We start from the raw sequence: 13,961 nt of genomic DNA on the forward strand, positions 1-13,961 counted from the left end.
AGACATCGACTGTGGCCCGCGGGCCGCGGGTTCCTGCATGAGAGGCTTTCGTACGCCTGACGGCACCCGAAGCCGCGAGGCTTTCACCGCATCCGGCACTACGGCATGCTCGCCGGCTCCGCCCGCAAGGCCAGCCTCGCGCTCGCCCGCGAACTGCTGAGCGTCGCTGCGCCACCCGATGACGACACACCAGGCGAACCGGAGGACTTCCGCCCGTCATGCCCGTGCTGCGGCGGACGCATGATCGTCGTCGAGGTACTCGAACGCTGGAGGCAGCCACGCGGACCGCCGGACGCTACCGCGACGAACCGGGAGACCGCTCCATGACCCGGCATGGAATAGTCGAGACTTCAACCGCAGGCCCTCAGCCTCCGGTAACGGACCCACACGCGTCCATGGTGATCATCGACGCCGACGGGGCCGCCTTCAGCCGCTTACCGTGCCGACAACATCGCGCGGAGGCGCAACGAAGCCGCCTGTCCGCATCCATCCCGGCGCTTCACGGCGACGGTCGCGCCATCGCCGACATCAGCCGCAAATCGAAATCCCCATAGACATCGACTGTGGCCCGCGGGCCGCGGGTTCCTGCATGAGAGGCTTTCGTACGCCTGACGGCACCCGAAACCCTTCCCAAAGCCGGCATCCGTGATAGCCGACAAAAGCCCCCTCTTCAGACGCGGTGAATGCAGCAAAATCTCCATGACCGCTTCCGACCAGAATGATTTCTCAGTAAGATACCTTAAGGTCGATTCTGACGGTCTGACGCTAGCCGTCGGGGTTCCGTAGCACGGTGTAAATCTCCAAGTAGCTTGCAAGGACAAAAGCATAGGGTTTCGGATGGCTCGCGGTGAATTGATGAAGAAATTGCTGGCGAGTTATGGCCGCGACGATGAGTTTCGTGCGGTTGCGGAGCAAATAATCGACGAGGAAGAGAAGAAGAACAACAGGGTCCTCGCGCGCATCCTTCGCAAGACGTTGGAAAGCGGCCCTTCGCTGAGCGGACCGAAGCCCATGAAGTCGCTCGCGCCACTTATTCCGTTTCCCGATGCTGCCAAGGATTTCGTCGAGCGCGTCGAGCCAACGCACACGACAAAGGACGTAGTACTCAGCGCTTCAAATACGCGCGTCTTCATCGGGTTGCTCAAGGAATTTCGGCGGGCGGAGGACATCCGGCGCAAGGGTCTGCCGGTGCGCTCTAAGCTCCTGTTTTGCGGGCCGCCCGGGTGTGGGAAGACGCTATCGGCGGAGATTTTTGCATCTGAACTCGGCTTGCCAATGTTTGCGGTCAAACTTGACCAACTGATCTCCTCCTACCTCGGCGAAACTGCAAGCAATCTTCGGAAAATATTCGACTTCGCCCGCAAGCAGCCGTGCGTTCTTTTCCTCGACGAGTTCGATGCTCTGGCGCGCTCTCGCGATGATTCAGGCGAGCACAACGAGCTTCGGCGCGTGGTGAACAGTTTGCTCCTGTTCATCGACCGCCTAAGACCCCAGGGCTTCCTGATCGCCGCGACAAACCTAGACCATACTCTCGATAGCGCCATCTGGCGGCGGTTCGACGAGGTGATTTGGTTCGACAAACCCGACGTGCAACTGATTGGGCGCTATCTACGCACAAAATTCCGAAACGTGCTGACTGCCTTCGATGTCGGGACGAAAGCTGGTGAGCTTGTCGGCTTTTCCTACGCGGAGATCGAGCGCGTCTGCATCCAGGCCATAAAGTCGACGGTCATCGAAAAGCGCAAGGACGTCAGGGAGCGGGATTTTAACGCCGCTATCCTCGACGAACAGCGTCGCAGGTCTGGTCGGTCGCGCCTCACCAGCCAGTCGTAGGGGGCCAGATCTATGGCTCGGTACGACCATTTGCAGCTGTTCAGGCTGCCAGAGCAACTCGAACGTCGCAAACGCCCAGGGTTTGGTGCAGCTCCAGAGCGCGACCGTCCGGAGCACAGCAGACGGATCGCTGCAGAACTCAACGAGGCCGTCGCGGTTCAGCAGCGTCGGCGCCCGCCCGAAACGGTCAATCCATCCCTTATCCTCCGCGTGCGTATGACGGGCTCACTGCTCGAAAGTGACTGGGAGGCTCTCGGCCTCACCGTTCTATCGAGCGATGCCGACCGAACTCTCGTACTCTTCTCATCAAACGACGAATTGCGGGACTTCCGGGCACGGCTTGCTGCCTATGGCGGCCCTATTCCGGCTGGCCAGGCGGGCGCGCCCTATGCCAACTTCGTCGCGTCGATCGCATCGGTTGGCACGGTCGAGCCGAGAGACCGGATCGGGTTGCGCCTGAGGGAAGAGGGTTATACCGAACCCGAGGATTTCGGCGCCGTCGGCGAGCTGGTCGCCGATCTCGAGCTGTGGGACCTCGGCCGACGCGAACTTCGTCAGCGCAAGCTTGGTGACATCGAAGCCTATGTGGTCGCCCGAGGCGGCGAATGGCTCGATGAGTACATAGGGCCGTCGATTACCATGGCGCGGATCCGTGCCAGCGGAGAGGTTTTTCGCTCGCTGCTTTCGCTGGAGGACGTTGCATCCATCGACCTTCCGCCGTCCCCGGACGTCGCGACCGCGGAAGCCATGCGCCTCGAACTCGGCGATCTGCCGGAGCGAGGTCACCTGGCTGACGACGCCCCTCTCATCGGCGTCATCGACAGCGGCGTCAACGACCATCCCCTCATCGAAGATATCCTCGTAGGGGCGATCGGCGTTCCCGAACGGTTGGGCACAGCCGATGAATGGGGGCATGGAACGCGCGTGGGCGGCGTCGCTGCCTTCGGAGATCTCCGCGCCCAACTCGCCGAAGGGGCGCTTGCGCGAGGGGCGCGTCTCTGCGCGGCCAAGGTCGTCAACGAGCGTGGCGATTTCGACGATCGGCGACTCGTGCCTTCCCTTATTCGAGAGGCTGTCACTTCGCTTCACGCCCGTTTCGGATGCCGGCTGTTTGTCATCGCGTTGGCCGACCGCAGGCGCGTGTACGACGGCGGAAAGGTCGGCACCTGGGCCGCCACACTGGATGAGCTCGCGCGCGAGCTCGATGTCGTGATCATCGTCTCGGCCGGCAACCGCGCTCCCCGCAGTGGCAATAGGATCGAGCAGGCTGTGACCGAGTATCCCCGCTATCTGACGGAGGAGGCGAATCGGCTGTTCGAACCCGGCGGCGCGATCAATGTTGTGACGGTAGGCTCTCTCGCGCATGGCAATGGCCTCGATGCAAGGCTCGGCGCCGAAGTTGCGGTGCGGCCGATCACGCAGGAAGGGGAGCCGTCGCCTTTCACCCGCGTCGGGCCGGGGGTGGAGGGGTCGGTCAAGCCAGATTTCATCGATCTCGGTGGGACGATGATCTTCGATCCGCTCGTTCAGAGACTGCGCGACGGACGCGACGTCGCGAGCGCCGGGCTGCTGACGCTCCATCACCGGCCGGTCGAGCAACTAATCACCAGCGGTTCGGGTACCTCTTATGCAGCGCCGATCGTCGCCTTCAAGGCTGCACAAGTGCTGTCGCGGTTACCGGAGGCGTCGGCCAACCTCGTGCGCGCACTGCTTGCTAACTCGGCGACCATTCCTCAGGCGGCCCACCAGTGTCTCTCCCCATTTGGAGACGACGCCATCCGCAGCGTGTGTGGCTACGGCCAGATCGATTTGGAGCACGCCGCTTTTTCCGATGACGCACGCGTCGTCCTCTATGCGGAGGACGAGCTGGCGATGGATCATTTCGCTATCTACGAGCTGCCGGTTCCAGCGCTATTCCAAAACACCAATGGCCGGCGCACGATCCGTGTATCGCTTGCTTACGATCCGCCGGTCCGTCACAGTCGCAGTGACTATGCTGGCATCGGCATGAGTTTTCGCCTGGTGCGGGGATGTGATCCGGCGCTGATCTCCGAACACTATCGGCGCCGGCCGCGCGACGAGACGATCCCCGACATCGCAAATCGCTTCCAGTGCAAGATGGCCCCAGGTCCGCAGTCGAGGGAGAAGAGCACGCTGCAGTCGGCTGTCGCGACGTTCAAGACCGACATCTCAACCTATGGCGACCGCTATTACATCGTCGTGCGATGCGAAGCTGGGTGGGCGACAGAGCTTGACCGCCAGCGGTTCGCCCTAGTCGTGCAGGTGGCACACGAGGCCGAGATTCAGATCTACCAGCAGATACGTCAGCGTATCCAGCTGCGCGGTTGAGCCAGTGAAGGCGGACATTGATATGTGCTCGATCCATGCGCTCACGCGGGCCACGTTTATCGCAATTTTCGCAGATCGTCGGTTTTGGGGCGTGTGTTCGGCCCGCACACGCGCATGAAATGGTAAATCCTGTCCAACTCGCCGCCCAGCTTCGCTTTCATTTGAGCGAGTTGGGTTCCCGTAATGCCCATCACGAGTTTGAGCATCTCGCACGCCATCTTGCTCGCGCCCGTATCTACAGCAACATCCTGCCTGCGACCGGCCCCGTCAGCGCCGGTGGGGATGGAGGCCGCGATTTCGAGACGTTTCGAACCGGGATTGCGCTACCCGTAGCCGGCTCGCCATTCGCGGCGCGCTCATCGCGAGATCGGGCGGTCGCGTTCGCCTGTAGTCTCGAAAAGCGCATAGAAAGAAAGATCCGCAGCGATGTCGAAAGGATCGTCGCGACTGGCAAGGTCGAGGAGATCGTCTATTTTTGCGAATCGAACCTCGCGATTGCCAAACGGCAGGAACTCATAGCCGCGGCCAATCGCAAGGGGACTGAACTCCAAATCTTCGACGGCAACACTATTGCCGAGTGGTTGGCTGAGCCCGACCTATTCTGGATCGCGGAGGAGTTCCTGCACGTCCCGGCCGAGATCAGCCCCCAGGTGCGGTCGGACGACGGATATGCGCAGCATAGGGCGGACTGGAAGGCTCGGAAGGTGCTTCCAGTCAGCCGCGCCGACTTCGTTGCGATCAAGGTGGGCCTGCGTCGTGCTACATTCGAGGCTACCGCGCGACCGGACCTATCCTTCTGGTTAGAAAGAATGGCCGGCTTCCTCGTCCCAATTGCTCCGCGCGATCTGATTCGCTCGGCCAGTTATGAGATAGCAGTCGCGCATTTGCGTGGTCGCGGCGACATGACTCCTCAGGCTCATTTGGTTGCCGACTACTTCGTCGACGTCGAAGCCCATGCAGACATCGGCGATCTGACCACGGCTGCTGCGTTACTGACCTATGCGTTTGGCGGATACTGGCTGGGACAGTTCCGCACGAACGAGATCGATCTGCATGACTATCGGCGCAAACTCACAGGTGCCGTGCAATCAGCGCTGGAGGAAGCGATCGGTCCGGGACGAAGGGCGGGCCTGCTGCACGTGCGGGGCCTTCTGGAGCAGACGCCTGCAGGACCCGGTCTCGCGCCCGATTTTTCTGCTGTGATCGCATTCTGGAACGCGATGTTGGACAGCGCCGAGCAAGCGTTACTTTATCCGATCGAAGCTTTTGCGGACTTGTTGGTCGAGATAGTCAAGCTCCGCGGTGACGATGCGGAGTTGCTGGCTCTTGCCGCGCGAGCCGATGATCTGCTGGGTAAACATATGGGCAGCGTCGCGGCCGGCGAGAAGGCTATCGATCGAGCTCTGTCGCTGCTCGAGCGGGACGAACCCGCAGCGGCCATCCGGGAACTCCATCGAGCCAAAGCCAAGTGGTTCTCTAGCGAGCGATTAGCGGGAGCGGTGCGCATCCTGCTCCTGCTTGCCGAACAATATCGCCAACATGGTCTCGCCTATGCTGCGAAGTACCATGCGATGACGGCCGCGCTTCTAACCCGTTACGAGCGGGACGACGACGTCCGTCGCCAGCAACCTGAGGCCCTGCTCGACTTGCTCGATGCTGAAGACGGGGCCGGCAATTCGTTTGGATTTCTTAGGCTGCTTCCTGTGTTCATCCAGGCCCACATTTTCCATGACGATCATCCGCTAAACACCGAGCAGCACCCCCGCCTCCAAAGCAATCTGGGACAGTTGGTGTCCCTGCTTGGTTTCCTGAAGCGGGGTAGTCCTACGACACGCCAGGCGCTAGACGAACTCTTAGCGGAGTGGCCTCCTGTACTCGGAGATCCGATTTTGAGCGCCGCGAACGAGCCGGATGGCTTTTGGAACCGAGGCACCTGGCCGGTGGTGTGGACCGGCCTTGAGGAAGCACTACTCGATCGACCCTTCGGCGATCTCGGGCTCGAGCGACGCGTGCGCTGGGAGGGGCTGGGCATCCGCTGGACTTGCGTCTTCCCCAACGACTATCGCACGACCCCGCCGGCTGAGCAGATCATCGCGGAATTGCAGCTTCTCGTTTTCGCCTTGGCAGAGAGGGACCTGGGAATCGTCCCGGTCGACATCATCGTGAATATCGAGGTTTCTGACGCAGTTGAGAAACTGACGATAGAAGCGCCGACCGAGACGCGAGCGACATTTCGCGTGACGCTGCCGTCGCGGGACCGGGGGCCGGAGGAGAGTGCCGATGTTGTACTGTTGTTCGCTGCCGTCCTGCGCGCCAGCTCCGTGTTCGACGATGAGGCTTTAACGAGGCAGTTCGACAGGTCCGTGCTGGAACCAATCTTTGTTGGTCGACCCTACGCGGAACTGTTCCGGGAGTTTGTTCCTGAGGATCTATTTGCCGAGTCCTTCCGCCAGTCGGTTGCGCCTCTCGATCCCGAGCGTCCATTCGTCAGTCGGGCGGGCCGTCGTGTTGCATGGTTCGACGGACCGAGTCCAACGTTCGAGTTTGAACGTGCTTTCGGTGACGCGCAAAATAGGTATGACAAACTCCTTCCATCGCTTCGCTATACAATTTCAGACATCGCTCATGATACCGGTATTCGCCCACGATTGCTCGAGATGCATAAAAGAGGAATGAAGGATTGGGAGATTTTGAGCATCATAAGCAACATCGCGATGGGCATTCGGCTTGATGCGCCAGAAGATCTCCCCCTTGAGGAACTAAGAAGGCGGGGGATGGCGCTGCTAGACAAGGTCGAAAGCGAGGCCGATGCGCTCCCACCGGCGGTGTTCTCTGATGAGCTGCTAACCACTCATGCCAAGGTCTACCTTGGTGCCTTTTTCAGCAGCTGGCAGCTGCATTGGCCGCCGAACGTGAACTATGAGGGAGCTGAAAAATTTCTGATCTCGCGATTTCGCCTTCGCGACGTCGACGTTCCGCATAAAGATGTATTTGGGTGGGGTCAGGATGTTGCGCCACTCGACCCATAGGCGATGACCGTGGTGGCCGCTGACCGCATGACACGCGGAATTCTGTCGTCTCGCTCTGGGCGGCGCGAACGAACGGTTCGCCTCCTCGCTGATCGTCGAGGGCCCCAGAGATGATGTTCGTCTACAAGGCCGGAACTCTGTGCAACCGCTCGACTGCTGCCTACTCTTGCTATCGCATCGAAGTAAGCGCAGCTACGATAGCATCTGTCCCTATGGCGCTCAACGAGCTTCCAGTCCGCTGACGGCCCAAACGAGACGCTCTTGTGTGCCGCTGAGTGGCGGCAATTGGCGCACGCAGAACCCGGTCAATTGCCGATGCGTCCTCTCTGGCAGCCTTCGACATATGTAAAAGGCTGCCAGCGCCGAGTGCGAGCAACCGATCCCGGCGGTTATGCGACTTCATGCGTCGTATCGATTCCCAGTGCGTTGGCGGCGATCAGCGGCAAGTCCTTGGCGCTGATTCTCTCCACCATTGTGACCAGTGTCATCAGGTGATCGCTCAGGAACGTGTCGAACTTTGCCAATGCCGGTTGCGCCAGTCGTGCAGCAAGTTCTTTACCGTCTGGCGCCGGCGAATCAGCTATGTCCTGCAGAGTTTCGAGGGTTTTCCCGGCCTCGCATTCCTGAAGCTCAATGGCATGACCGAAATGCGATGCTTTGAACTCGCGCGCCAGCAATGCCAGGGTCAGCGTCTGCAGCTTCATGGTTCCGACCCAGGGGAAAATCAGGACGCCCTCCCCATGCGCTATGACTGAACGGCTATCCAGCTGCAGGTCGAGGAAAGAACTGCGCGCCTCGTCCAGCAGCCGGTTGGCGGCAGGATCGAGATAGGGGTACGCCTCATCGGATGCGAGAACCGCGCGCATCGTTGCCACCACGTGATCGTGGACGGCCGCCCCCTTGCCATTGAAATGCGGTGGTTTTCCCGCCCGTGTCGGCTTGACCATGATGACCCGAGCGCGATCGTCGATTTCGCTGACTTGCCAGCGGCGCCCCGCAAAAATGATGGTTTCGCCACATGCAACCGGGGAACTCAGCGGATAGGTGCCGAGTGTGCGTGCATCGTGAATGATGCGGTACTCTCGTTCCGTGGCGAAAACAGCATAGAATTCGTATGATTCCGTGATCTTTTCCCCGGTCTCTCCGATCATGAGCAAGCCTTGCGGAGATTGCTCAAGCAACCGGTTTTCAGGCGTAGCCATGCACCGAAGCAATTCGGCAAACAGCGTCCTGTCCACGGCTTGGAAAGGGCCGCGCTCGCATAACAGGTTCCAGGCGACCGTCGGGCTTACGCCCCCTGTCTGCACTATCAGTGCCATCACTTGATGGAGGAGCGTTGAAAGATGCAGGCCAGCTGGCAATGGCGGCTCACACCATCCCGCCCGCAGGCACTCAACCATCGCAATCGACTGAACCAGATCCAGGCGAAGCCGGTCGATTGGATGTCGCCCCTTACCAATGGGAGGCTCGATGACGAACATGCGCAGCGCCGCGGGCTTTCCGGCCCTGCGGCCGGATCGGCCGAGGCGCTGGCGAAGTGACGCAACCGAAAAACCCGGCCCGATCTGGGCGATTGTCTCCACCTCGCCAATGTCGATTCCGAGTTCCAAGGTGGTGGTCGCGACCGCAGTGGTCGGGCGCGGATCGTCTCGAAGCCGCGCTTCGACCTCCTCGCGCATAGCCCTTGCGAGATTGCCATGATGGGGGAAGAACTCATTTGGAAAGCTCGCTTCGTCGCACATCGAACGCAGCATGTCGGCATAGACCTCGACATTGGCGCGAGATCCGGCAAACAGCAGATTGCTCTGGCCGCGCAGCAGACGAAACAAGTCGGACGCAAGCGCCGCTGGGACCGTCGATGGTTCAAAAGGTTCGGGCGGCTTTCCCGGCGGATCGCGATCGTCTGCGGTAGCCGTGAGATCGCCTGGAGCGGTGCCGTCCAGCAGGTAACCGCGGATCTGCAAACGGACCCCGTTTCCCTCGTCCTTGCCTTCCACGATCGTGACGCTAGCGCCCTTGCCGGGCCGCAGCGCCTCGGCAGCCAAGCTCATGTCGCCAAGTGTTGCCGACAGCCCAATTCGATCTATGCGGTCTCGCGCGGTCGCCACTTCGATCCTGTTCAGGATCGACTGCAGCTGCATGCCTCGCTCGGTGCCAATGAAGGCATGTAACTCATCAATGACCACCGCATCGAGGCGCGAAAACATGTGCGCAACCTCCACGCCCCTGCGGACGAGCAACGCCTCAAGCGATTCCGGAGTGATCAGCACGACACCCGACGGTCGCTTTCGTGCACGGGTTTTGGCGTCCGCCGACACGTCGCCATGCCATTTGTGCAGGAGGACGCCGCTCCCTTCGCACAGGCCTTCCAGCCGCCGGTGCTGATCGTTGATCAGCGCCTTCAACGGGCTGACATAGAGGATGGCGAACCCATCAGCGCTCCCTGCGTGTTCGGCATACCGGGTCAACAACGGCAGGAAGGCGGCTTCAGTCTTGCCGGCGGCAGTGCGTGCGGAGATCACGACATCGCCGCCCGCGAGGATGACCGGGATGGCCTTTTCCTGCACGTCCCGTAGCGACGGCCAATTCCGCTGCCATATCCAGCGCCTGACCGGCTCGGAAAGCGTGTCAAATGCGGAGGGTTGCAAGCTCGTCGTCCGCTCCGCCTTCGGCGTCATCGATCGGCTGATCACCTGCACCGCCTCGATCTTCCGCGACGTCCATCGTGCCGAGCATGTCTTTCCAATCTGTGCCGGGGTTTTGCTGGAGGATCGCGAGCAGATCGACGAAGGCTTTCACCGTGTTGCGCGGAGTCCGAAAATAAGCCTCGCCGATCCGGTTGGCGCAATGGTCCATAAAATCATGGAGTGCCTCGTCCGGCACCAGCCATTTTTCCTGATCGCCGGCCGCGAAGACGTCGCGTAGCCGCTCCAGGAGATGGTAGAGTTCCTCCGGCGTCAGGTTCGGCAGATTGACCACCGGACCGGAATAGTCGGCCAAGCCATTCCCGGCAAAACTGTTCCCGGCAAGGCGGGATTGCAAGGCCTCGTAGGAGTAAAGGCCGCGCCGTGTGTCGAGCAGAAATTCCGGTGTGCCGCCCAGAATGAAACCGATACCCTGCGTCGTACCCTGCAGGACATCGTTAAAGATGCGCAGGAGCTGTTCGTAATTCTGTTTGCGGGCCTGGGCGCTCTGCAGCTTGTAGAGATTGACGAGTTCGTCGAGGCAGACCAACAGGCCGCCAAAACCAGCGAGCCTTGTGAAGCGGGCGAGCAGCCTCAGGCCATCGTAGAAGGACGCGTCGTCGATGATGGTACGCACGCCCAGATCGCCTCGCGCCTCTGTCTTGGTCGTGTATTCGCCGCGCAACCAACGAAGCGCGGCGTCCTGCAAATTGCTGTTTCCTTCCTCGTAACCCCGCGCATAGGCAACAATGACGGTTGCGAAATCATAGCCACCGACCATCTCGCGAAGATCGCCAAGGCCTTCCTTGATGGCGATTTCAATAGTCGTTCCGTTTGAGGAAGCGCGTTCGGACGCCTTTTGTATGTAACTTTCCAGAATGTTTCTGAGCGCGCCTCCGTCTGGTGCCGTGCGGGTCGCAATGCTGGTGACGAGCTCGGCATAGAGCGTGCGCGCCTGCCCGCCGGTGGCGTGGATGCGGCGATCCGGAGAAAGGTCGGCCTGGCAGACAGCGAGCTTGCGCTGAAGTGCGATTTGCCTGATGAGAAACAGGAAGAAGGTCTTGCCGGCACCATAGGCGCCGATGACGAGACGGATACTCGACCCGCCGTTGCCGATCCGCTCGATGTCCTGGATCAGCGCTTCGATCTCGCGCTGGCGCCCCACCTGAATATGCTGGAGACCGATGCGCGGCACGACACCGGCGCGCAAGGCGCTGATAATGGTGTCTCGATCTCTCGGTTTGATAGGCGGGGGTTTTGTCGTCATGCTGACATTCCTTCGACGGATACGGTAAGCGACGGAGATTGGGGAGTAGCCTCGGAAAACAGGCTGGCGTTGACGATGACAGGGTCCTCGCCCTCCAGGACGAGTTCGTCGAAGCGGTCGAGCGACCAATCGTTCAGTATTTGCTTCGCCGCGCCCGGCATCAGGTCGGCATTGCGCACCAAACGCTCAAAATCCGAAGCCGTCCAGGTTTCCTGCTCGATCAGTTGCGACAGAAGCCACGCATAGCGTCGCTCCAACCCGTCGAAGTGCGCATCCCCATTGGACGTCTCAATTTCCTCGATCGCGGGCTGAAGCTCGATTGGCGGCTCTGCTTCGTCCACGAAGATATCGGCAAGGACGCTGGACGTGCTGCGGGTTTCGCGTCGGATCGCTTCGAGACGCGAGATGTCGACGCGGGTCGCAGGCACGCCAGCAGACGCCGGCGACACCGGAATGCCGGGCGGCTGAATCCCGGCGGGGATAACCAGGGGAAAATCATCATTTCCGTCGCGCGGCCTGTTCTGCGGCGCGACACTGCCATGCAGTCGCGAATACAGGGAGTTTCCGTCCAGACCCATCTGCCGGAATAGCTTCTCGAGTTGCGACACTTCTCGCGCGTGAAGGGTTCCGTCTGCGGCTGCTACAGCCACCAATTCATCGGCGAGATCTTCGCGGCGGCCCGCTGGCACGTCCCCTATGCGTTTGGTCCAGTCCACTACGCGGCCGGCATCGGCTGCGCAGACCTTGAGCTCGGCTTTGAGGCGGACACGTTCGTCCCTAGAAAGACCGGGCGCCTCGTCTATCCTCTCGAAAAGCCTGCTTTCCTCCAGGGGGTGGAGGAGACCGTCGGCGAACGCAATCACCATGCCGAGCATGATCGATAGTTGCATGGGGCGGTAGTGCTGGCCCGGTTCGGGATCGGCTTCAGCTTCGCGCTCCAGGGCAAAGACCATTGCCAGTGCGTCTGGCTTTGAGGACTTCAGAGAAAAGCAAGGGTCGGCGGTGTTGCCATAACCGAGGGCGGCCAGAATTCCCGACAGTTCCTTCTGCTTCGCTCGCGCGGCAATTTTGTCAGGCTCGATCCCAGCCAGCTGGGCGAGTTGCTGAATGGATACCAGGGCACCATCGCTCACTAGTTCCTGGAGCCGGCTCAATGGGCTGCCAGCGAGCGTTTCACAATTCTTCACGCGCAAACCCAAGGGCAGCTGAGCCACGGCCGCAAGGCTAGGCCTCAGTCCCTCCGAACGGCCGAGCATGCGGCTGTAGTTGTCGAGCCGATCCGTGCAGTCGTCGAAGATGCGGCGTGCACCGCCTATCGGTTCGCTGCGGTTTGTGATGTCCGGGAGGACGCCAAAGGGGCGGATTGCAAGATCGAACGTCCCGCTGCAGGCACGGTAGTTGACCTTCAGTTTTCGTACTCCGGCGGCCGGAACGCGCACACCATTTGGATATTGCTTCTCCACCGCTTCCGCGAACAGCTCTCGCAACTGAGTCTGTGCCCGTCGCGCCGGCGTTCGCACCCTCGTTTCGGGGTCGGCAAGGACGTAAGCCAACAAAAGGTCCGGCTCGATCGCCTCTCCGCTGCGCACCCGCATCCCGAGGGCGACCTTCAGCATTATCGGGATCTCGTAGCTATTTTCCTCGACCTCCAGATCAAACTTTTCTGGCAACCGAGCCGATTTTAGCTGGTAGGCCGAAAGCAACTCACCAGCATAACGCTTGAACGAACCATTCCCTCCATACACCTGCAATAGCCGGCAAACCTCGGCAACGACACCATCGGCGTCGGGTGGGCTTTCCTCCAACATGAGGCGGCGTTCGAGACCGTAGAAGTAGAGGAACACGTATCCGATATAGGCGTTGGGATCGGATCGCGATCCGGCGAGCCAGTCCAGATAGGATTTTCGCGCCGGGGGCGAAATGCTCGAGTAGGAAGGCCAGTAGCCCATCGTCTGACCTAGCGGATCGCCGTGAGTGGCGACAGTCAATCTAGGATCGATCAGGCAGTTCTCCGGGTCGGTTGAACTGCCCTGCCTCGGCAGGTGCGCACCTACATAGATCATGCCGCCGGGAATGTTATGGTTTCCCACCATTGCTGCTGTATTCGCAGGAATCCAATGTGCCGACTGGCGCGCGGTGGGGCTCGCTCGCACTGCGGGTAGCCGGTCGAACCACCGCGGCTGGTCCGGCCCTGCGGTGTTGGGAACAATAATAGGGCCGCGCTCCCGAATGAGATCCGAAACCTGAGCATTGTCCGATGCGAGCGATCCATCGGTTGTGGTCGTTACCGGGATGACCTTGGTCGCTTCAATGCTTTGCCAACCCGTTTTTGCTGGAGCGGCTGAAGGATTGGGCAGTGGTTTGGGCGGTCTAATGGCTCCGCGCTGTCTGATGAAGTCATGGACAGCTCTATTATGTGCCGCGACAGAAGTCGCAATATCTGGTGGTAAGGCTTGTTTCTGTTCGACCGGTTGTCTTCCAACTGCAATATTGGCTGGAACGATCAGATCGTTCCGAACCAAGAGGTGCCTGTTGCTTCTGGCCGATTGGTCGAGACCGCTATCAAGTTGGCTGCCCTTGCTTTCGGAACCCGACGGCTGCGTCTGATCCGTTGAGGCCGTAGGGGGAATGAGAACAGGACCGCGTTGTCGAATGGATTCCGCTATCTGAGCATTATTCGATGCGAGCAATCCCTCGCTTGTTGTCGTTACCGGGGTGACCTTGGTAGCCTCTAAGCTTTCCCAACTGGGAGTTGCCGGCTGCCTGGCTGAAGGATTGGCCCCTGATTTGGGCCGTCGG

The 13,961-nt window shown here is 60.6% G+C and carries 7 protein-coding genes and 1 pseudogene; 5 read left to right on the forward strand and 3 right to left on the reverse strand.

Annotated features, from left to right (window positions below; all coding sequences use genetic code 11):
- Positions 1 to 63: 63 nt before the first annotated feature.
- From O7A60_RS32155 to O7A60_RS26295, 5 genes and pseudogenes are all read left to right on the forward strand, one after another.
- A pseudogene (locus tag O7A60_RS32155) lies at positions 64 to 327 on the forward strand (IS91 family transposase); the annotation flags it as partial.
- Positions 328 to 395: 68 nt separating this feature from the next.
- A complete protein-coding gene (locus O7A60_RS26280) occupies positions 396 to 554 on the forward strand; it encodes a hypothetical protein (protein ID WP_337108663.1) in 159 nt (52 codons plus the stop codon).
- A gap of 301 nt (positions 555 to 855) precedes the next feature.
- Positions 856 to 1,833, forward strand: a complete 978-nt coding sequence (locus O7A60_RS26285; protein WP_337108664.1) for an AAA family ATPase — start codon at positions 856 to 858, stop codon at positions 1,831 to 1,833.
- A 12-nt stretch (positions 1,834 to 1,845) separates the two neighbouring features.
- The gene (locus O7A60_RS26290) at positions 1,846 to 4,182 is read left to right on the forward strand and encodes a S8 family peptidase (protein ID WP_337108665.1); all 2,337 of its coding nucleotides are present in this window, start codon (positions 1,846 to 1,848) and stop codon (positions 4,180 to 4,182) included.
- A 119-nt stretch (positions 4,183 to 4,301) separates the two neighbouring features.
- Positions 4,302 to 7,211 carry a hypothetical protein gene (locus tag O7A60_RS26295; protein ID WP_337108666.1) on the forward strand — a complete coding sequence of 970 codons (2,910 nt, stop codon included), beginning with the start codon at positions 4,302 to 4,304 and terminating at the stop codon, positions 7,209 to 7,211.
- A 389-nt stretch (positions 7,212 to 7,600) separates the two neighbouring features.
- Here the strand turns inward: O7A60_RS26295 and O7A60_RS26300 are convergent, their stop codons facing one another.
- The 3 genes from O7A60_RS26300 to O7A60_RS26310 are packed head-to-tail and all read right to left on the reverse strand — an operon-like array spanning position 7,601 to position 13,684.
- Entirely contained in the window at positions 7,601 to 9,889 is a 2,289-nt protein-coding gene (locus O7A60_RS26300; RefSeq protein ID WP_337108667.1) for a DEAD/DEAH box helicase, read from the reverse strand.
- Positions 9,840 to 11,162, reverse strand: a complete 1,323-nt coding sequence (locus tag O7A60_RS26305) for an ATP-binding protein (protein WP_337108668.1) — start codon at positions 11,160 to 11,162, stop codon at positions 9,840 to 9,842. Before O7A60_RS26305 ends, O7A60_RS26300 begins: the two co-directional genes overlap by 50 nt.
- Positions 11,159 to 13,684, reverse strand: coding sequence for a TerB N-terminal domain-containing protein (locus O7A60_RS26310; RefSeq protein WP_337108703.1), 2,526 nt, complete (start codon positions 13,682 to 13,684; stop codon positions 11,159 to 11,161). The genes O7A60_RS26305 and O7A60_RS26310 overlap by 4 nt, the downstream gene beginning before the upstream one ends.
- Positions 13,685 to 13,961 lie beyond the last annotated feature (277 nt).

The organism is Mesorhizobium salmacidum (SeqCode) (assembly GCF_037179605.1).
GTDB lineage: Bacteria > Pseudomonadota > Alphaproteobacteria > Rhizobiales > Rhizobiaceae > Mesorhizobium > Mesorhizobium salmacidum.